At 34.0% G+C, this 19,502-nt stretch carries 20 protein-coding genes and 1 tRNA gene; 8 read left to right on the top strand and 13 right to left on the bottom strand.

The window, feature by feature from the left end; genetic code table 11:
* Positions 1-221: 221 nt before the first annotated feature.
* The 7 genes from ASC72_RS08160 to ASC72_RS08130 form a co-directional block, all read right to left on the bottom strand.
* Positions 222-1,418 carry an aminopeptidase C gene (locus ASC72_RS08160; protein ID WP_056189542.1) on the bottom strand — a complete coding sequence of 399 codons (1,197 nt, stop codon included), beginning with the start codon at positions 1,416-1,418 and terminating at the stop codon, positions 222-224.
* Positions 1,419-1,768: 350 nt separating this feature from the next.
* Positions 1,769-2,071 carry a hypothetical protein gene (locus ASC72_RS08155; RefSeq protein WP_056189540.1) on the bottom strand — a complete coding sequence of 101 codons (303 nt, stop codon included), beginning with the start codon at positions 2,069-2,071 and terminating at the stop codon, positions 1,769-1,771.
* Between the two features lie 314 nt (positions 2,072-2,385).
* A complete protein-coding gene (gene pyk / locus ASC72_RS08150; protein ID WP_056189538.1) occupies positions 2,386-3,816 on the bottom strand; it encodes a pyruvate kinase in 1,431 nt (476 codons plus the stop codon).
* Positions 3,817-3,821: 5 nt separating this feature from the next.
* On the bottom strand, positions 3,822-4,310 hold the full coding sequence (locus ASC72_RS08145; RefSeq protein WP_056189533.1) for an IPExxxVDY family protein: 489 nt from the start codon (positions 4,308-4,310) through the stop codon (positions 3,822-3,824).
* A 125-nt stretch (positions 4,311-4,435) separates the two neighbouring features.
* Entirely contained in the window at positions 4,436-5,176 is a 741-nt protein-coding gene (gene rnc, locus ASC72_RS08140; RefSeq protein ID WP_056189529.1) for a ribonuclease III, read from the bottom strand.
* A 9-nt stretch (positions 5,177-5,185) separates the two neighbouring features.
* Entirely contained in the window at positions 5,186-6,439 is a 1,254-nt protein-coding gene (gene fabF, locus ASC72_RS08135) for a beta-ketoacyl-ACP synthase II (RefSeq protein WP_056189526.1), read from the bottom strand.
* Positions 6,440-6,677: 238 nt separating this feature from the next.
* Entirely contained in the window at positions 6,678-6,914 is a 237-nt protein-coding gene (locus ASC72_RS08130; RefSeq protein WP_007137004.1) for an acyl carrier protein, read from the bottom strand.
* A 175-nt stretch (positions 6,915-7,089) separates the two neighbouring features.
* On the opposite strand from ASC72_RS08130, the gene purN reads away from it, so the two are divergent.
* Positions 7,090-7,677 carry a phosphoribosylglycinamide formyltransferase gene (gene purN / locus ASC72_RS08125; RefSeq protein WP_056189524.1) on the top strand — a complete coding sequence of 196 codons (588 nt, stop codon included), beginning with the start codon at positions 7,090-7,092 and terminating at the stop codon, positions 7,675-7,677.
* Between the two features lie 150 nt (positions 7,678-7,827).
* The gene (gene rnhA / locus ASC72_RS08120) at positions 7,828-8,310 is read left to right on the top strand and encodes a ribonuclease HI (RefSeq protein WP_056189521.1); all 483 of its coding nucleotides are present in this window, start codon (positions 7,828-7,830) and stop codon (positions 8,308-8,310) included.
* 64 nt (positions 8,311-8,374) lie between these two features.
* Here rnhA and ASC72_RS08115 read toward each other — a convergent pair whose 3' ends face one another.
* Entirely contained in the window at positions 8,375-8,725 is a 351-nt protein-coding gene (locus tag ASC72_RS08115) for a DUF6249 domain-containing protein (protein WP_056189518.1), read from the bottom strand.
* A gap of 390 nt (positions 8,726-9,115) precedes the next feature.
* Between ASC72_RS08115 and ASC72_RS08110 the strand changes: the two genes are divergently transcribed.
* From ASC72_RS08110 to ASC72_RS08090, 5 genes are all read left to right on the top strand, one after another.
* Positions 9,116-9,703: an RNA polymerase sigma factor gene (locus tag ASC72_RS08110; protein WP_056189515.1), complete on the top strand. Its 588-nt coding sequence runs from the start codon at positions 9,116-9,118 to the stop codon at positions 9,701-9,703.
* The gene (locus ASC72_RS08105) at positions 9,687-10,082 is read left to right on the top strand and encodes a hypothetical protein (RefSeq protein WP_056189512.1); all 396 of its coding nucleotides are present in this window, start codon (positions 9,687-9,689) and stop codon (positions 10,080-10,082) included. The genes ASC72_RS08110 and ASC72_RS08105 overlap by 17 nt, the downstream gene beginning before the upstream one ends.
* A 9-nt stretch (positions 10,083-10,091) precedes the next feature.
* A complete protein-coding gene (locus ASC72_RS08100) occupies positions 10,092-11,000 on the top strand; it encodes a S9 family peptidase (protein WP_082564274.1) in 909 nt (302 codons plus the stop codon).
* A gap of 284 nt (positions 11,001-11,284) precedes the next feature.
* Positions 11,285-12,208, top strand: a complete 924-nt coding sequence (locus tag ASC72_RS08095; RefSeq protein WP_055097600.1) for a PfkB family carbohydrate kinase — start codon at positions 11,285-11,287, stop codon at positions 12,206-12,208.
* An 81-nt stretch (positions 12,209-12,289) separates the two neighbouring features.
* Complete coding sequence (locus ASC72_RS08090) at positions 12,290-14,188, top strand: amidophosphoribosyltransferase (protein WP_056189509.1); 1,899 nt, start codon at positions 12,290-12,292, stop codon at positions 14,186-14,188.
* Between the two features lie 669 nt (positions 14,189-14,857).
* On the opposite strand, the gene ASC72_RS08085 is transcribed toward ASC72_RS08090, so the two are convergent.
* The 4 genes from ASC72_RS08085 to ASC72_RS08070 form a co-directional block, all read right to left on the bottom strand.
* The gene (locus tag ASC72_RS08085) at positions 14,858-15,466 is read right to left on the bottom strand and encodes a superoxide dismutase (protein WP_056189506.1); all 609 of its coding nucleotides are present in this window, start codon (positions 15,464-15,466) and stop codon (positions 14,858-14,860) included.
* 138 nt (positions 15,467-15,604) lie between these two features.
* A complete protein-coding gene (pth, locus tag ASC72_RS08080) occupies positions 15,605-16,279 on the bottom strand; it encodes an aminoacyl-tRNA hydrolase (protein ID WP_056189504.1) in 675 nt (224 codons plus the stop codon).
* A gap of 555 nt (positions 16,280-16,834) precedes the next feature.
* Entirely contained in the window at positions 16,835-17,446 is a 612-nt protein-coding gene (locus ASC72_RS08075) for a 50S ribosomal protein L25/general stress protein Ctc (protein ID WP_056189501.1), read from the bottom strand.
* Positions 17,447-17,568: 122 nt separating this feature from the next.
* Positions 17,569-18,510 (bottom strand): ribose-phosphate pyrophosphokinase, encoded by a 942-nt coding sequence (locus ASC72_RS08070; RefSeq protein WP_056189498.1) that lies wholly within the window; start codon positions 18,508-18,510, stop codon positions 17,569-17,571.
* Positions 18,511-18,811: 301 nt separating this feature from the next.
* On the opposite strand from ASC72_RS08070, the gene ASC72_RS08065 reads away from it, so the two are divergent.
* Positions 18,812-18,891, top strand: a tRNA-Leu gene (locus ASC72_RS08065).
* A gap of 139 nt (positions 18,892-19,030) precedes the next feature.
* Here the strand turns inward: ASC72_RS08065 and ASC72_RS08060 are convergent.
* Positions 19,031-19,495 carry an OsmC family protein gene (locus ASC72_RS08060; protein WP_056189495.1) on the bottom strand — a complete coding sequence of 155 codons (465 nt, stop codon included), beginning with the start codon at positions 19,493-19,495 and terminating at the stop codon, positions 19,031-19,033.
* Positions 19,496-19,502: the final 7 nt, after the last annotated feature.

The following is a 19,502-nucleotide window of genomic DNA, read 5'->3' as shown; positions in this document are numbered from 1 at the left end:
GTACTTATAGTTCCTTTTTATATTTTATTATTCCCGTAAACGACCTTAAAAAACGTTTAAGTGCTGTTTTTTAAATAAAAACATTCATTATTAATCTAAAAATGAAAACGGATAAAAACATTGTTCTCATTTTTATTTGTCTAGTTGCCACTAAATCACAAAAAAAAGCGCTCACAATTTTACTTGCAGCGCTTTTTCTATTTTTAAAAACCAATCTAAAACTAAACTCCTAACTTCTTAGCAATGTCAGTTGGAATTCCGCCTTTATTTACCATTAAAGCAGTGGTTTTATATTTTACGAAATTTTTGGTTACAAACAAGAAACCTTTGTAGTCGTTTGTTTCCCCCCACGAATTTTTTACGATGTAATATTCTCTTCCGGTTTGATCTTTGGCTAAACCAATAATATGCATTCCGTGATCGTCTGTTGTGGTGTAATTATCAAATGCAGCCTGACGCATTTCCGGAGTAATTTCCGGTTCTGGTTTTGGCCCGTTGAACATGTCTGCTTTTTCTTCAGCGGTCATATCATCAAATTTCTTTGTCGGAACATACGCTACACCATTTTTCCAGCTAAAGCTTTTCTCGCTCACATCTGTTGCCCATGCTACTGTGTATCCTTTTTTCAATGCATTATCAATAACATCAGTCATGTCATTTACTTTTACGTTGTAAACCTGATCAAACGACCAGTTGTCCGGCACCATCATGGTTGTTTTTTGGTAATATGGAGAAGTTGTAAACGAAGACATTTCTACATATTCATCAGGATTAATTCCCACTACTTCTTTAGCGAAAGTTTGTGGCGTATAATTTTTTCCTTTGTATGTAAAGTTTTCCGGCACTTTTCCTAAATAAGAATCGATTACTGCAGCATACGCTTTTTGCCAGTTCGGAGTCAATTCTCCATTTGGATTTTTAACTACAGCACCCAAAACGCCTTCGATAAGTGCTGCCATTTCTCCAAATTTATTTTTATCAGTTCCGTAGTTTAATCCTGTGTAAACTTCTCTCGGAACTGTTCCGTATTTTTTGTACATATTGATTACGTCATGCAACGCACCTCCGTCACCAAGAGTCACAGCGCCATGCATACGCACATAATTAATTCCTTTTTCTACATATACATTTCTTGCTGAATAAATCTGAGATAATTCTACAGGTTGTTTCCCCAAACGAATCATTTCTGATTCTAAAAATGAGTTTGTAGAATAACTCCAGCATGTTCCTGAAGAACCTTGTGTTTTTACCGAAGTTGTTCCAAGGTTAATTTGCTCTGTGAATTTAAAGTTCTCTTTACTTTTATCACTCGCATTCAGCTTTAGTGAGTTTACTAAAACATCTTGTGCAAAACAGCTGCTTACACCAACCAAAAATGCTGATGCTACAAAAACTGATTTCATCGTAATTTTATACATAATCAATGATTTAAATAGTTAACTTATTAGTAACCTTTAATTAATTTTTGTTACAAATCAATTAAATATTAACTAATAAAACTAACGCTTTGCCGTTAATTTTTACACAATGTTTTTATTAATCTATAAAAACCTACAAAATATGCAAAAGAGAAATTAATTAGAAAATGGGTTAATTAGATAATAAGATAATTTTGGATGATCTTATTAAACATTCAAAAGAATGTCGTCTTCTTGCTGTAGTTATACAAGTAAGCGAATTCAAACAATAACAAATAGAAACCATTTCCCAAACAAAACCCCGACAAAATGATTCTTGTCGGGGTTTTGTTTTTATATATTCTAAAGATTTATCGCATCCAATTGCTTCCAAAAACAATATAATAAGCCCATTGTTCCGGGTCTTTTGCCACATCTACACCCATTCGTAATTTGAATTTACGAGCCAGTAAATACCTGAATCCAGATCCGTAACTGTACACAACGGGTTTCGCAAAAGCCTGATCCCAATCATTAAAAGCGCTCGCCACACCACCATAAGCCATAAGACTCCATCTTCTGTACAAATCCCATCTAAATTCGGCTTCAGTAACTATACTTGTTTTTCCCATGTATCTGGCCGCTGGAATTCCTCTTAAATTGATTCCGGGCAAAAGATAAAATGGCGGACTTCCGAAAGCTTGTTCTCCTTCGATTCTTATATTTTAGAATTTATGGAAGAAGTACAAATAAGTGTTAAAAAAACACCATTGTTGAAATCCAATTTTCTCTTCAAAATTTAAAAAAGAAGTGTGTTTTTTGATAAAATTAAACAGTTTATCGTTTTTGAGGGGAAGTAAATAAGACGGAAATGAAGATTTATGCCATATTGTTTAAAAACATACAATCAAAATTCATTAAAATTTAAACCAAAAAAAACCATTCGACGTATCGAATGGCTTTGTAAATTATAATCTTAAAAAGAAAATTATTCTATTTCAGAAACTCTCATGGTATTAACCATTCCTTTTTCTTTAATTGGCATTGCTGCAAGGTTAATTAAATAATCACCTTTTACAACGTATCCTTTTTGTTTTGCGATTTCGTTAACATCAGTTACAGTATCATCTGTACTTTCGTCTTTATCATAGAAGTATGATTTAACTCCCCATAATAAATTCAATTGCGTTAAGATTCTTTTGTTTGAAGTAAACACTAAAATATGAGAAGATGGTCTCCAAGCCGAAATCTGGAAAGCTGTATAACCGCTATTTGTTAAAGTACAAATTGCTTTTGCTTTGATTTCATTTGCTAATAAAGCTGCCTGGTGACAAACTGTTTTAGTAACAAAACGTTTTGTTTTAATTTGTGGTGTGTTTTGTGGAACCTGAATTAGCGGAGAATCCTCAACAGCCTCACAAATTTGAGTCATTTTCTGGATTACTTGTACCGGATAATTTCCTGTAGCAGTTTCTCCAGACAACATTACAGCATCAGCTCCATCCATTACAGAGTTTGCAACGTCATTTACTTCAGCTCTTGTTGGCGTTAAGCTTGTAATCATTGTTTCCATCATTTGTGTAGCAACGATAACAGGAATTCTTGCCGTTTTAGCTCTGCGAATTAAATCTTTTTGTACCAATGGCACTTCGTGTGCAGGAAGTTCAACTCCTAAATCTCCACGAGCAACCATAAGACCATCACAATATGCAATAATTTTATCGATGTTTTCAAGAGCTTCCGGCATTTCAATTTTAGCAACGATTGGAATTTTAACATCAGAATGCTTAGCAATCAATTCTTGTAAATCTTGTAAATCGCGAGGTGTCTTTACAAATGAAAGTGCGATCCAGTCTACTTTTTGTTCAATAGCAAAAATTGCATCTGCGATATCTTTTTCAGTTAAAGCTGGTAATGAAATTTTTGTGTTTGGAAGATTAACCCCTTTTTTAGATTTTAATTCTCCACCCTGAACAACCTTAGCAACAACTTCTGTTTTTTTGTCAGTAGAAATAATTTCGAAAATAAGTTTTCCGTCATCAAGCAAAATACGCTCACCCGGATTAACATCATTTGGGAAATTTTGATACTTCATGAATACTTTAGAAGCAGTTCCTAAAATATCTTCTGCAGTTGTAAATGTAATTAGATCACCATCTTGAACTACAGTTCCCTCTTCCATTACACCAACTCTAAGTTTTGGTCCCTGCAAATCTCCAAGGATTGCAGTTGTGTAACCAAACTCTTCGTTAAGGCCTCTAATAATATTAATTTTATCTTTTACTCCTTCGTAATCAGCATGCGAAAAATTCACTCTAAACACATTAACCCCCGCGTCGATCATATCCTTGATAATCTCTCTCGTACTACATGCAGGCCCTAGAGTAGCAACAATTTTGGTTTTCTTGTTTGTTAACATTTTTTTTAAAAAATTAGATTGTTTTTTGATTTTATTTTATTGGTATCCACAGCATATATTGCTGCAATACTTTCTATTGAATTTAGTTGTTGCTGAATTTCTGAAAAATCGACAACCTCATCGCTATTGTCTATTTTCAGGAAAAAATCTACCTTTTTGAATTCAGGAAGTAAATGAATTGTTGTCGAAACCTCACTTGTTTCATGAGAAAACAAATTCTGGAAATCATTCGTACTCACAGAAATGATTTCATTTTTATTCTGAATCAAATTCCAGGAAATGGCTTTTTCGAAATCATAGTAATAAAATCTGGAAAAATTTGCTTCGCCTTCCTTAGTCTGAGCATGGATCTCGTTTTTGCTCTTACTTAAGTTTATCGGAAGGTTTTTATTGATAAAATAGGCCAGTCTATAATCTTCTAATGAAGTATGAATTGCCATTAAATAATAATCAATCTCGTCAAATTCGTCTAAATCCAATCTATGAATAGCCATATCATGAAAAATCAAGGTGTAAATATACTATTTCTAACGGACCATCAATAGTTAAGATGTGCTTGTTTTTGTTAATTTATAAACGAAAACGTTATAGCTTTAAGAAAGTAACTGTATTTTTGTAGTTATTTCTTATCTATTTTTTCCTGAAATGCAAAATAAGCTCTTTGTGATGCTTTTTCTTCTGCTTTCTTTTTTGAAGTTGCTCGCGCTCTTGCGATTACTTTATCGTCTATACTTAATTTGACACCGAACAGGCGTTGTCCGTCAATACCATTATCTTCAAAAATGTCATAATGAAAGACTCTCTTCTCTTTCTGACACCATTCAATAACTAAACTTTTATAACTAATTACCTTTCCTTCAAGTCGGGCAATATCGACATAAGGAGTAACTACTCTTTTTTGTATAAATTTTTCGCAAAAAGAATATCCTTTATCCAGGTAAATAGCTCCAATAAGCGATTCAAAAATATTACCATGAATATTTTCTCCAAAATGCTGAATAGGCACTTTACTCTCTACAAAGCGCACTAAATTCAAATCTTTACCTAATTCATTCAAATGCTCACGACTTACAATTTTTGAACGCATTTTGGTCAGATAACCTTCATCACCATTAGGTGCTTTGTTAAATAAATGCGCAGCAATTACCGCACTTAACATAGCATCTCCTAAAAATTCTAATCGCTCATAATTAATTGGATGTCCAGCCTGATCTAATTTATTTGAAGATCTGTGCGTAAATGCTTTCTTATAAAAATCAATATTTGCTGGCGGAAAACCAAGTATTTTCTGAATAGTGTCAAAAAAAATCCCGTCTTCTAGAGAACGGGATTTAGAAAATATTTTTTTGATAATATTCATATACAGAAATTAGTCAACTAATTTTTTAAACAATACACAAGCATTGTGACCACCGAAACCAAAAGTATTACTCATGGCAACATTTACTTCTCTTTTTTGAGGTTTGTTTAATGTAAGGTTCAATGCAGGATCAATTTTTTCATCAACTACAGTATGGTTAATCGTTGGAGGAACAATACTGTTTTGCATTGCCAAAATAGAAGCAATTGCCTCAATAGCTCCGGCAGCACCAAGTAAGTGACCTGTCATTGATTTTGTTGAATTAATATTGATATTTTTTGCATGCTCACCAAATACGGCACTAATTGCTTTCAATTCGGCTACATCTCCTAATGGAGTAGAAGTTCCGTGTGTATTGATATGATCAACATCTTCAGGATTCATTCCAGCATCTCTTAGTGTATTTTTCATTACTGCAATAACACCAATTCCTTCCGGATGCGGTGCTGTTAAGTGGTAAGCATCAGATGACATTCCGCCTCCTCCAATTTCGCAATAAATTTTTGCGCCTCTGGCTTTAGCATGTTCATAATCTTCAAGAACCAAAGCTCCTGCTCCCTCTCCTAAAACGAAACCATCTCTGGTTGCATCAAAAGGTCTTGAAGCCGTTTCCGGACTTTCGTTTCTTGTAGATAAAGCGTGCATAGAGTTAAAACCTCCCATACCAGCAATGGTAATAGCAGCTTCAGAACCACCAGATACAATAATATCGCACATTCCTAAACGAATGTAGTTGAAAGCATCAATTAGCGCATTTGCTGAAGATGCACACGCAGAAACCGTCGTATAATTTGGACCCATATAACCATTACGCATCGAAATGTGCGCAGGAGCGATATCGGCAATCATTTTAGGTATAAAAAACGGATTGAACTTTGGAGTTCCGTCACCTTTAGCATAATAAATTACTTCTTCCTGAAAAGTTTCTAAACCTCCAATTCCTGCTCCCCAGATAACACCAACTCTTGTTTTATCGACATTATCATCTGTAAGTCCTGCATCTTTGATAGCTTCATCACTGGCAGCAATTGCATATTGAGCAAATTTATCTAATCTACGAGATTCCTTGCGATCCATGTAGTCTTCAATGTTGAAGTTTTTTACTTCGCAGGCAAATTTCGTTTTATGCTTCTCTGTATCATAATATGTTATAGGAGCCGCTCCGCTAACCCCATTCACAAGTGCATTCCAATAATCCTGGATATTATTCCCGATAGGAGTAAGTGCACCTAATCCTGTTACAACAACTCGCCTTAATGCCATAAATATGTATTTTGTACTTTAAACAAATAAAACCCACGCTTTCTTAATTGTATTGTTACTTAAGAGCCATGGGCATTACAATATAAATATATCTTTTTGATTGAAAACCAATCGAAATTTAAATTTTAAAAAAAATAATAACACCCGATCCTTAGAAATTACAAAAATCAAAAGACAAATTCCAATCGGAATATGGAATTTCAAAAATTGGTATTTTTAGAAACCGGGTGCAGTATTATTATTTTTTAGCTTCCTCGATATAAGAAATAGCTTGACCAACAGTAGCAATGTTTTCTGCTTGATCGTCTGGAATTTGAATATCAAATTCTTTTTCGAATTCCATAATAAGCTCAACAGTGTCTAATGAGTCAGCTCCTAAATCATTAGTGAAGCTTGCTTCTGTTACAACTTCGTTTTCGTCAACACCTAATTTGTCTACGATAATCGCTTTTACTCTTGATGCAATGTCTGACATAATCTTTAATTTTAGAATTTAATTTGTTGGCAAAAATAAAAAACTTTATTTTAAAACAACGATTTAGTTTATAAATGTAACACTAATTTATAAAATTAATTTCAAGAAAGCCCTTTTAATACTATTTATTTTCGATTTTTATTCCGTTTTTTGCATTCTCAAAATAAACTCGATTATGAAAAAAATTATCGTTTTTGCCTCAGGATCAGGAACTAATGCAGAAAACATTATAAAATATTTTGCAAAAACTAAAATTGCAAATGTGGTTTCAATATTTACTAACAATGCTTCGGCAAAAGTTATCGAAAGAGCAAAAAATCATCAAATTCCAGTCGAAATCTTTTCAAAAAACGAACTTTTAGAACGAAACGTCTTACAAAAAATACAAGAAATCGACCCGGATCTGATAGTTCTGGCTGGTTTTTTATTAAAGTTTCCTGAAAATATAATTGAGAAATATCCTAATAAAATTATCAACATCCATCCGGCACTTTTACCTAATTATGGAGGTAAAGGAATGTACGGAATGCACATACACAGGGCTATAGTCAATAATAAGGAGAAAGAAACCGGAATTTCAATTCATTATGTAAATGAAAATTATGATGAAGGCGGTATTATTTTCCAGAAAAATGTAGCCTTAACAGAGGAAGACACCCCGGAAACAGTAGCCGAAAAGATTCATGAACTGGAACAAAAATATTTTCCGGAAATTATTCAGGCTGTATTGGAAGACTCGATAAAAGAAAATTCCAAAAAATAAATTCCAAATTCCAAAAAAATTAAGCCATATAAGTGATATCAGTAAATATAATAGCATGTCTAATCTTGTTTTTCTTATATGACGAACAAAGGCTGGTAGAGAAAGTTTAAAATGAACTTATATCACTTATATGGTGAAAAAAAATAAAACATGACCCAACACGAAGTACACATATATACTGATGGCGCTGCAAAAGGAAATCCCGGAAACGGAGGTTATGGTGTGGTAATGGAATTGGTTGGAACATCTTATAAAAAAGAATATTACGAAGGTTTTCGTCTGACTACTAATAATAGGATGGAACTGTTGGCTGTGATTGTTGGTTTGGAGAAACTGAAAAACCCAAATATGAAGGTTTTAGTTATTTCAGATTCAAAATACGTTGTAGATTCTGTTTTGAAAAGCTGGGTTTTAGGCTGGGAAAAAAAGAAATTCGCTGGCAGAAAAAATCCTGATTTATGGAAACGATTTTTAATTGTTTATCGCAAACATCAGGTCGATTTTAAATGGATTAAAGGCCACAACAATCATCCACAAAACGAACGCTGCGATCAACTGGCGGTTATGGCGTCCATGCAGCCCAATCTTTCTATTGATGAATATTACGAAACCATAGATTCAAAAATGGAATAAAAAAATAACGTATCGGGATACTATTTCCTGATACGTTATTTAACGATATTAACTTAAAAAAAACTTATTGTTCTTTATCCAGATCTTTAGCTCTGTTAAACCCTACCAGTAAACCTACCCCTGACATTGTAATAATTGTTGCAGGATAAACAACATCTGAATTCATTTCTGTGTAAGTGGAAATAAATAAGGCAATAAAAAATCCAAGTCCAATTCCGATTAAAAGAAAAGCAGTATTTAAAATAATGATTTTCCACGATGGAACCCCATTACTTCTTCCTTTTAAAAAGATACTCGCATCGACTCCTTTTTCTATAAGAGCTAAACGTTCTCTGTTTCGTGTTGAATAAATAAGATAGAAAACCCCGAAGATCATTAAGAAAAGGCTAATTGGTATTAAAATTTGTGCTCCCATAATTTTTTATGTTTTTAATTGATTGATACTCCATATGACGACACCTTTTTTATTTAGGTTACAGGAAATTGAAAATAAATTCCAAATTTTAAATTCCAAACTCCAAAAGTTGCTGATTATCAGTTAATTTTAGTCTGTAAATCTTTTTAATCTTTACAAAGTTGCTATTGCCATTTTTGTCATCTCGACGAAGGAGAGATCACACTAGAAGCTCCGCAAAGTAAATCGCCAATCGTTGTCGAGTTTCGCGTGTGATCTCTCCTTCGTCGAGATGACAATATTGTGGCTAAGCTAGTATCCGAAAATTGGAATTTGATTTTTTTTTATTGGAATTTCATTTTTTTAAAAATTTCTTGTAACCTAAACAAACAAACCATCGTCCTATATAATATGAGTGCAATCAGTGATCAACATTATATCGATAAAATTCTGCAGGGCGAGACCAATTCTTTTGCCGTGCTGGTCGATCGTTATAAGGATATGATTTTTACTTTGGCTTTGAAAATGATTAAAAACAGAGAAGAAGCTGAAGAGGTTGCACAAGACACTTTTATCAAAATTTATAGTTCTTTGAATAAGTTTAAAGGCGATTCGAAATTTTCTACATGGATTTATAAAATAGCATATAATACGTGTTTAGATCGTTTGAAGAAAAATAAAAAAGAAGATCTTAATATATCGATAGATGAATTTTCGGCACATTTAATTAAAACGATGGACAACGCTTTGAGTGCTTTAGAAGATAAGGAACGAAAGCAGACCATTCAGAATTGTTTGAATTTGTTGCCGAGCGAAGAGAATTTCCTGCTCACTTTATTTTATTTTGAAGATCAGAGCCTGGAGGAAATCGGGAAGATTATGAATATTAATGCCAACAATGTCAAAGTAAAATTATTTAGAAGCCGACAAAAATTAGCTGTAATTTTGAAAAAGCAATTAGAACCAGAAATAGTAGCATGTTATGAAAGAGAGCGATAAAAATATAGAAAATCTTATTGATAAAATGATGGTCGAAAATACTTTGGAGTCGCCATCTATTGATTTTACTTCAAAAATAATGGCGCAGGTTTTAGTGGCCGAAAAGAGCAAAATTAAAAGCTATCAACCTTTGATCTCTAAATCTACCTGGATTTTCATTGGTATTTGTTTAATAGCTATCGCAATTTATACCTCTCTTTTTTCAGGGCCTGAAAACAATTTGGAAATCGGAAAATCATACGCAGACAATCTTTTCGCATTTTTCTCCGGAATTCATATTTCAAAAAACATATTGTATGCTTTTTTGGTTGTTCCTTTTATGATTCTGATTCAGATTGGGTTGTTGAAGAATTATTTTGATAAGAGGTATCAGCTATAAAATTTAAAAATGAAAAATAAAACAGTGATTTTTAAACACATTTTAAGAGCAAAAATAACATGTAGATATTCTCTCTTAATATTGTTGTTTTTTGTCACTAGTTATGCATCAGCAGTCCCACCAAGTTTTACTACTAAGGAAATAAAATTTGTCACTGAAGGAATTTCACTCGCAGGAACTATTTTCACACCTAACAACATACAGGCAGCGGTTGTGATTGTTCATGGATCTGGACAAGAAAAAAGAATGACAAACTTTGCTACGATCCTCGCCAATAATGGAATTGCAGTTTTAACGTATGATAAACGTGGAGTCGGAGAATCAGCTGGTGTATATGCAGGACCTGAAGTAGGAACTAACAATGTTGATTTTTCAAATCTAAATCTTTTGTCTTTAGATGCCAGTGCTGCAGTAAATACTTTATCTAAATATTTATCAAATGATCAAATAACAATAGGTTTAATCGGAGGTAGTCAAGCTGGATGGATAATTCCATTGACCGCAGAGAAAAATAAGAAAGTCAAATTTATGACGATATTTAGCGGAGCTCTTATAACGGTTAAAGAACAATTGAGATTCCAATTTTATACTGATGGAGATAAAAAATTTTGGGATACGCACTCAGAAGAAGATACAAGAAAACATGTATTCCATGACCCGGATAGATATGAGTTTATTGACACAGATCCCAATGATATTCTTTCTAAATTATCAATTCCGGGAATCTGGATTTTTGGAGGCAAAGACATTCAAGTGCCTGTTAAGCTATCAATCGAATATATTGATAGCTTAAAATCTAAAGGAAAACATTATGACTATAAACTGTTTCCAAACTTGGGTCACAATACAGCATTTTCAGACTCTGAAGAACCTATGGAAGATGCCATCAATTGGATTAAAAATATAGAAATAAATTAAATAAATCATACGCAAAAAATTCTTCGTGTTTTAATCGGAAGAAGAAAATCTTCTTTTTTTATAAAACTTATAAAAATTTTGACCTATTTTTCCAAAATAAGCCTTGCATCTTAAATCCAAAAAACATATTTTAATCCTTTAAAAGATTCAAATATAATACTCTCATTTACAATAGTTTTAGCCCAGCAAACGATATTGTTTTTTTATGAAAATTTTGAGAACCTAAACCGTTGCAATATTGTAACTTATGAAGTATCTTTGCACCCTAATTCGAAATTCATAAAATGAATAAATTATTGATTGTTGGAACGGTTGCTTTCGACGCGATTGAAACTCCTTTCGGAAAAACAGATAAAATATTAGGTGGTGCTGCAACATACATTGGTTTATCAGCATCATTTTTCAACTTGCAATCGGCCATCGTTTCTGTAGTTGGCGACGATTTTCCTCAAGAACATTTAGATCTTTTAACGTCAAGAAATATTGATATCTCTGGTATCGAAATTGTAAAAGGCGGAAAAACCTTTTTCTGGAGCGGTTTATACCACAATGATTTAAACTCAAGAGATACTCTTGTAACTGAACTAAACGTTTTGGCAGATTTTCAGCCGAAAGTTCCTCAAAACTATAAAGATGCTGATGTTGTGATGTTAGGAAACTTACATCCGTTAGTACAAAGCAGTGTTTTGGATCAAATGGAGAAAAAACCAAAATTAGTAGTTTTAGACACTATGAACTTTTGGATGGACTGCGCTCTTCCTGAATTATTGGACGTAATTAAACGTGTAGACGTTATTACTATTAATGATGAAGAAGCAAGACAACTTTCAGGAGAATATTCATTAGTAAAAGCAGCAAACAAAATCCAGGAATTGGGACCAAAATACGTGGTGATCAAAAAAGGAGAACACGGTGCACTTTTATTCCACAACAGAGAAGTATTCTTTGCACCGGCTTTACCATTAGAAGATGTTTTTGATCCAACAGGAGCCGGAGACACTTTTGCAGGTGGATTTTCCGGATTCATTGCACAAAGCGAAAATATTTCGTTTGGCAATATGAAAAACGCAATCATTTACGGTTCGAATTTAGCTTCATTTTGTGTGGAGAAATTTGGAACTGAAAGGATGGAAACATTAAGCAAAGCAGAAGTAGCGATTCGATTACAGCAATTTAAGTCGTTAACTCAGTTTGACATAGAAATATAATGCCCGAAAGCCTCGATAATACGGGGCTTTTTTTATTACGTTAATACACACAACTTACAACAACACAAAATACAAAACACAATGAGCGACGCTTTAAAACACGAATGTGGTATAGCCTTAGTTAGACTTCTTAAACCGCTTGAATATTACAAAGAAAAATACGGAACTGCTTTTTACGGAATACAAAAAATGTATTTGATGATGGAGAAGCAGCACAACCGCGGTCAGGATGGCGCTGGTTTTGCAAGCATTAAATTTGATGTTGAACCTGGTGAGCGTTATATCAGCAGAGTTCGTTCAAATCATGCACAGCCTATTCAGGACGTTTTCAAACAAATTAATGAGCGTATTAATGAGGAAATGACGAATCATCCTGAATACGCAAATGATGTTGCCAAACAAAAAGCAAACATACCTTATATAGGAGAACTATTTTTAGGACACGTTCGTTACGGAACTTTCGGAAAAAACAGTATCGAAAGTGTACACCCATTTTTACGTCAGAGTAACTGGATGCATCGTAATTTGATTTTGGCCGGAAACTTCAATATGACAAATGTTAAAGAACTTTTCCAAAATCTGGTAGAACTTGGACAGCATCCAAAAGAAATGGCGGATACCGTAACGGTTATGGAAAAAATTGGCCACTTCTTAGACAAGGAAGTAATGCAACTTTATCAGGACTGTAAACAAGAAGGTTATTCTAAAAGAGAAGCTTCTCCTGTAATTGCAGACCGACTGGATATTGCAAAAATATTAGCCCGCTCAGCAAAAAATTTAGATGGAGGTTATGCAATGGCCGGATTATTAGGTCATGGTGATGCTTTTGTATTTAGAGATCCTGCCGGAATTCGTCCAGCTTATTTTTATCAGGATGACGAAGTAGTTGTTGTAGCTTCTGAAAGACCTGTTATTCAAACTGTATTTAATGTACCTTTTGAAAGCGTTCAGGAAATTGATCCGGGAAATGCTTTGATTATTAAGAAAAGTGGAAAAGTTTCGATGGAACAAATCCTGGAACCAACCGTTAAAAAAGCATGTTCTTTTGAAAGAATTTATTTTTCAAGAGGAAGTGACGCTGAAATTTATCAGGAACGTAAAAATTTAGGAAAACTAATTTTACCTGCTGTTCTTAAATCAATTGACAGCGATACCGATAATACTGTTTTCTCTTATATCCCAAATACGGCCGAAACATCCTTTTATGGTTTAGTTGAAGCTGCCCAGGATTTTTTAAATCAGAGAAAAAACAATTATATCTTAGAAAACAGAAATACGCTTACAGCTGAAACGCTTCAGGAGTTATTGGCAGTAAAAATCCGTACCGAGAAAGTGGCTATTAAAGATGCTAAGCTTAGAACCTTTATTACAGAAGACAGCAGCCGTGACGATTTAGTTGCCCACGTTTATGATGTAACTTACGGAGTTATTAAACCAACTGATAATTTGGTTATTATTGATGATAGTATTGTTCGTGGTACGACTCTTAAAATGAGTATTATTAAAATGATGGACCGTTTGAAACCAAAACGTATCGTAATTGTTTCTTCGGCACCGCAAATTCGCTACCCTGACTGTTACGGAATTGACATGGCAAAACTAGAAGGCCTTGTAGCTTTTAGAGCTGCTTTGGCTTTATTGAAAGAAAGAAATTTATATCATATCGTAGACGAAGTTTATGCTAAATGTAAGGCTCAGGAAAACTATGTTGATACCGATGTTGTAAATTATGTAACGGCAATCTATGATCAATTTACTCCGGAAGAAATTTCGGATAAAATTGCAGAAATGTTAAGTTCACCTGAAATTAACGCTGAAGTAAAAATAATTTTCCAAAAAGTAGAAGATTTACATATTGCGTGCCCTAAAAACCTGGGGGACTGGTACTTTACAGGAGATTATCCTACCCCTGGAGGAAATCGTGTAGTGAACCGTGCATTTATGAATTTTTACGAAGGAAAAGACGCAAGAGCATACTAAAAAGTATTAACAAAAGGTTAAAATATGCATTTCATCGGTTTTTTTTGCCGTTCATCCTATATGTTTGGCAAAACCGAAATGCTAAATTACTTTTGGGATACCATAACATTAGTAGGTTAAGTTTATGGTAGATTTGGGGCAAAAAGGGTGGAAGCAATTCCACCTTTTTTATTGGAATAAACTGAAATATAGTGCTTTGAAAATTTAACACACTTAATCGGATATATTTACCATTCGTCTAGAAAGTTTTTTATATAAATATAACTACCATACATTTACTGAACCATAACATTAGTAGGTTAAGTTTATGGTAGATTTGGGGCAAAAAAGGCGGAAGAGATTCCGCCTTTTTTATTGGAATAAACTGAAATATAGTCTTTTATAATTTTAACACACTTAATCGGATATATTTGCCATTCGTCTAGAAAGTTTTTTATATAAATACAACTAACATACATTTACCGAACCATAACATTAGTAGGTTAAGTTTATGGTAGATTTGGGGCAAAAAAGGCGGAAGAGATTCCGCCTTTTTTATTTTGTATTATAGAGAGGAAAGAAAATAGAAGAAAGATTGTTGCCATAATTAAAACTATAGCAACAAAAAAGACGGATAGCCATCAAGCCATCCGTCTTTTTTCTTTACTCTTTATTCTATGCTCTCTTAGACTATTTGTCTAAAGCATATCTTCTAGCTACTTCTGTCCAGTTAATTACATTGAAAAAAGCTTCGATATAATCTGGTCTTCTGTTTTGGTAGTTTAAATAGTAGGCGTGTTCCCAAACATCCATTCCTAAGATTGGAGTTCCACCGCAACCAACTTCCGGCATTAATGGATTATCCTGGTTTGGAGTTCCGCAAACGTCTAATTTTCCACCTTTTTGCACACATAACCAAGCCCATCCTGAACCGAATTGTGTAGCACCAGCTTTAGCAAATTTTGCTTTAAATTCTTCAAAAGTTCCAAAAGAAGACTCAATTGCAGCTAATAAATCACCTGTTGGTAATCCGCCACCATTTGGAGTCATTACAGTCCAGAATAAATTGTGGTTGTAGAAACCTCCACCATTGTTACGAACTGCAGCGTTTGATTTATCTAAGTTGATTAAGATGTTTTCGATTGTTTTTCCTTCCAAATCTGTACCAGCGATAGCTGCATTCAAATTTGTAGTATAAGCATTATGATGTTTAGAATGGTGAATTTCCATTGTACGTGCATCAATATGTGGTTCTAATGCGTCATATGCATAAGGTAATTGTGGTAGTTCAAAAGCCATGATATTATGATTTTTATGGTTTATAATAATTTATCCAAATTTAAACATTTAACTTTGGAATAGAAAATACTATTTCGTTATAATTGAATTTAATTAACTGATAAATTGTTTTTTTAACCTCTAAATAGTTGTAAATCTTTATTTTCCGTTAAAAGTGGTCATTGTATTTTCTAATCCGGCAGTTCCGAATGATTTAATAATTTCTGAAGATACTTCTAAACGCTCCGTTAATTTTGCTTTTTCTTCTTCATCCCAATCGCCTAAAACATAGTCAACTTGCTGTCCCTTTTTAAACTGATCGCTAATCCCAAATCTGAAACGGGTATATTGCTGCGTGTTTAAAACGAGATTGATATTTTTAAGTCCGTTATGGCCACCATCGCTGCCTTTTGGTTTGATTCTGATGGTTCCAAATGATAAGTTTAAATCATCTGTAATTACGAGAATATTTTCTAATGGAATATTTTCTTTGTCCATCCAGTATTTTACGGCTTTACCACTTAGATTCATGTAAGTATTTGGCTTAAGCAGAAAAAAACTTCTTCCTTTAAATTTATATTCGGCAAGTGCACCGAGTTTTACCGTTTCGAATGAAAGGCTTTCTTTTTTGGCAAAAAAGTCAAGGACTTTAAAACCTATGTTATGTCTTGTATTTACGTATTCGGCTCCAATATTACCAAGTCCTACGATTAAATATTTTTTACTCACGCTTTTTATATTGTTTTTTGGGTGTTCGTGAACCTCCGGTTTCATATTGTCTATGTTCTCTTTTTTTTGTGTTGATGAAAACAGTTTTGTTATCCATTTTATCATGATGTAAAAATAGGGTTAATGTTGGTAATTAGAAAATGTGGCAATTAGATAATTAGATAATTTGCTCTGTAATGTCCTTAACCGCAAGGTACGCAAAGGCTTACGCAAGGTGCGCTATTAGTGGAACGCGGATGACACGGATTAAACTGATTTTTCTTAGCGCCTTAGCAACTTAGTAGCTCAACTTATAAAAAATGAATCATTCTTGCTAGCCCTGACAGCAGCGGCATCCTTTTTCTTGCTCCTTTAGCAAGGAAAAGATATAGCGGATGGCAGGAAAGTCACATCTTGAAAAACCTTGAGCTTCTGCTTCTGAAAAATTAGATAATTAGGAAATGTGGCAATTAGATAATTGATTTGTATTGTCCTTAACCGCAAGCGCGCGATGGTTTTACGCAAAGTACCCGAAGAATGGCACGCGGAAAGAACCTTTGCAACTTTGTCCCTCTGAACCTTTGGACCTTTTCTCAGAACCTCAGAACCTTAGCAACTTAGAACCTCAAAAAAAAAGCACCAATCTTTCGATTGATGCTTTTTGTATTGATTTGAAAAAAATTATTTTTTCTTTCCTTTTGCAGGAGCTTTTGCAGCTTTTGCAGCTTCTTGAGCAGCTTTCATAGCAGCACGAGAAATTCTTACTTGTGCAACAACTGTGTTTTCAGGGTGCATCACTTTGTATTCTGGTGAACCAACTTTAGTAACGTACAATTTGTTACCCATTTCAAGTGGAGTAATGTCAGCTTCAACAAAATCAGGAAGATCTTTAGGTAAAGCTTTAACTTTTAATTTACGAGTGTTTAAACGTAAAACACCACCTGCAAGAACACCTTTAGATGTACCAACGATTTTTACTGGAACTTCCATAGTGATTTCTTTGTCATCAAATAATTGAAAGAAGTCAATGTGTAAAATTTTGTCAGACACAGGGTGAACCTGGATATCTTGTAAAATTGCATTGAATGATTTTCCTTTTCCAAGCTCAATCACAACTGTGTGTGCGTTTGGAGTGTAAACCAAGTTTTTGAACGCTGCAGCGTCTGCTGAGAAGTGTACTGCCTGATTTCCTCCGTATAATACGCAAGGAACCTGTCCAGCATTACGTAAGGCTTTAGTTGACACTTTGCCCACGCTTTCTCTTTCTGATCCTTTAATTGTAATCGATTTCATTGTAAAAAAAATATAGTTATTAATAAATATTCTATTTGCTATAAGCTTTAAGCAATAAGCTTTAGGCTTTTTCTGCACTAAGTAATAAAGCTTACAGCCTAAGGCTTAAAGCTTACTGCTTTTTACATTATAAATTTTCCACTAATGGAATTGTTGTGGTGCACCATGTGCATAACTTCAGCAAAAAGAGGTGCACAACTCACTACTCTGATTTTTTTTGATTCTCTCTTTAACGGGATTGAATCGGTAACTATTAATTCGCTTAATTTCGAATTTTCAATTTTTTCGTAAGCTCCACCTGATAAAATGGCATGTGTACAAATTGCTCTAACACTTAATGCTCCTTTTTCGATCATTAAATCTGCCGCTTTCGCTAATGTACCTCCAGTATCGATCATGTCGTCTACTAATATTACGTTACGACCTTTTACTTCACCAATTAGCTCCATAGTGTCGATAACGTTGGCTGCTTTTCTTTGTTTGTAACAGATTACTACATCTGATTCTAAAAACTTAGAGTAAGCATATGCTCTTTTTGAACCTCCCATATCTGGAGATGCAATTGTTAGATTCTCTAATTTTAAACTTTCTACATATGGTAAAAAGATTGTAGATGCAAATAAATGATCTACTGGTTTTTCGAAAAACCCCTGAATTTGATCTGCGTGCAAATCCATTGTCATTACTCTTGTCGCTCCGGCAGCATCTAATAAATTAGCTACTAATTTTGCTCCAATCGGAACTCTTGGTTTGTCTTTTCTATCCTGTCTTGCCCAACCAAAATAAGGCATAACAGCTGTAATATGTCTTGCAGATGCACGTTTTGCTGCATCAATCATTAGTAACAATTCCATCAAATTATCAGCAGTTGGAAAAGTGGAACACACGATAAAAACGCGTAAACCTCTTATTGACTCTTCGTAGGATGGTTGAAATTCTCCATCACTATACGTTGACATCGTTACTTTGCCTAGCGGAATTCCGTAATGATCGGCAATTTTTTCTGCAAGATAAACACTTTGTGAACAAGCAAAAATTTTAGCTTCTGGTTCTAGGTGCGACATTATAATTTGTTGTTTTTGCTCCGCTGCGCTCCGTACAATTCGGCTTTACCATTTTCGGTAAAACAAAACGTGTATAAATGCCTCGGGTGTAGTTAGTTGTGTGTGCGTCGTTTTAACGAGGTGCAAATTTAGAAAATTTATTGGACACTGAAAGGAAAAATTTAAGTATTTTTAGTAGAACATTTAATTTAATTTTTTACATTTGCACCGTGTTAAAGGAATAAGCACAGTTATGACCTCATAATTACTTATTCTATTGCGTTAAAATAACTGATTTATTAGTTGTTTTTTCGTCTGCTAAGCCCGGATGGCGGAATTGGTAGACGCGCTGGTCTCAAACACCTGTGGGAAACCGTGCCGGTTCGACTCCGGCTCCGGGTACAAAAACCTCTTCTTTCGAAGAGGTTTTTTTGGTTTTATAACATTTGGATTTGATTACAGACCATCGTTTCAACTTTGGGATACGGATCGAGACAATGTTTTGTGTTCCCACGGTTGAAACCGTGGGCTATATTAAAATTTAAACCTCACAACTCGCTTCATGCAAAACAGGAAAATTGCAAGAGTTAGCGATAAAACAAAGTTGATTGGCTTTCTTATGAAGTTCTAACGCCAATTCAATTTTATCCGAATTTGAAATTTTCACTTTAGGCTTTAATAGTACCTCAACAAAACGTCCGCTTCCATCCGCAGTAACTTCTAGTGTTGCTTCTGCATGATCTAAATATTCTAAAACTTCTATGCCGTTTTGAGCGCATACATATAAATAGGACATCATATGACAAGAAATCAAACTGCTCAGCAATAAATCTTCCGGATTGTATAATTCCGGATCGCCTTTGAAAGCTTTGGCTGCCGAAACATTTAAAATCGGTTTCCCTTCGATAACAATTTTATGGCTTTTATTATATCTTGAAATTATTCCTTCTTGATTTTTATTTGAAGCCCAAATTAATTCCGATTTGAATAGATGTTTGATTGCCATTTTTATA

It is taken from the genome of Flavobacterium sp. Root420 (assembly GCF_001427905.1).
Classification (GTDB): domain Bacteria; phylum Bacteroidota; class Bacteroidia; order Flavobacteriales; family Flavobacteriaceae; genus Flavobacterium.
The sequence above is the reverse complement of the archived record's forward strand: the minus strand, read 5'-3'. Positions and strand labels throughout refer to the sequence as shown.

What these genes read in the sequence shown, in the direction of transcription:
- ASC72_RS08160 (WP_056189542.1), bottom strand. Translation starts at nt 1,418, where the DNA reads ATGTATAAAATTACGATGAAATCAGTTTTTGTAGCATCAGCATTTTTG.
- pyk (WP_056189538.1), bottom strand. Translation starts at nt 3,816, where the DNA reads ATGTTAACAAACAAGAAAACCAAAATTGTTGCTACTCTAGGGCCTGCA.
- ASC72_RS08145 (WP_056189533.1), bottom strand. Translation starts at nt 4,310, where the DNA reads ATGGCTATTCATAGATTGGATTTAGACGAATTTGACGAGATTGATTAT.
- rnc (WP_056189529.1), bottom strand. Translation starts at nt 5,176, where the DNA reads ATGAATATTATCAAAAAAATATTTTCTAAATCCCGTTCTCTAGAAGAC.
- fabF (WP_056189526.1), bottom strand. Translation starts at nt 6,439, where the DNA reads ATGGCATTAAGGCGAGTTGTTGTAACAGGATTAGGTGCACTTACTCCT.
- ASC72_RS08130 (WP_007137004.1), bottom strand. Translation starts at nt 6,914, where the DNA reads ATGTCAGACATTGCATCAAGAGTAAAAGCGATTATCGTAGACAAATTA.
- purN (WP_056189524.1), top strand. Translation starts at nt 7,090, where the DNA reads ATGAAAAAAATTATCGTTTTTGCCTCAGGATCAGGAACTAATGCAGAA.
- rnhA (WP_056189521.1), top strand. Translation starts at nt 7,828, where the DNA reads ATGACCCAACACGAAGTACACATATATACTGATGGCGCTGCAAAAGGA.
- ASC72_RS08115 (WP_056189518.1), bottom strand. Translation starts at nt 8,725, where the DNA reads ATGGGAGCACAAATTTTAATACCAATTAGCCTTTTCTTAATGATCTTC.
- ASC72_RS08110 (WP_056189515.1), top strand. Translation starts at nt 9,116, where the DNA reads ATGAGTGCAATCAGTGATCAACATTATATCGATAAAATTCTGCAGGGC.
- ASC72_RS08105 (WP_056189512.1), top strand. Translation starts at nt 9,687, where the DNA reads ATGAAAGAGAGCGATAAAAATATAGAAAATCTTATTGATAAAATGATG.
- ASC72_RS08100 (WP_082564274.1), top strand. Translation starts at nt 10,092, where the DNA reads ATGAAAAATAAAACAGTGATTTTTAAACACATTTTAAGAGCAAAAATA.
- ASC72_RS08095 (WP_055097600.1), top strand. Translation starts at nt 11,285, where the DNA reads ATGAATAAATTATTGATTGTTGGAACGGTTGCTTTCGACGCGATTGAA.
- ASC72_RS08090 (WP_056189509.1), top strand. Translation starts at nt 12,290, where the DNA reads ATGAGCGACGCTTTAAAACACGAATGTGGTATAGCCTTAGTTAGACTT.
- ASC72_RS08085 (WP_056189506.1), bottom strand. Translation starts at nt 15,466, where the DNA reads ATGGCTTTTGAACTACCACAATTACCTTATGCATATGACGCATTAGAA.
- pth (WP_056189504.1), bottom strand. Translation starts at nt 16,279, where the DNA reads ATGATAAAATGGATAACAAAACTGTTTTCATCAACACAAAAAAAAGAG.
- ASC72_RS08075 (WP_056189501.1), bottom strand. Translation starts at nt 17,446, where the DNA reads ATGAAATCGATTACAATTAAAGGATCAGAAAGAGAAAGCGTGGGCAAA.
- ASC72_RS08070 (WP_056189498.1), bottom strand. Translation starts at nt 18,510, where the DNA reads ATGTCGCACCTAGAACCAGAAGCTAAAATTTTTGCTTGTTCACAAAGT.
- ASC72_RS08060 (WP_056189495.1), bottom strand. Translation starts at nt 19,495, where the DNA reads ATGGCAATCAAACATCTATTCAAATCGGAATTAATTTGGGCTTCAAAT.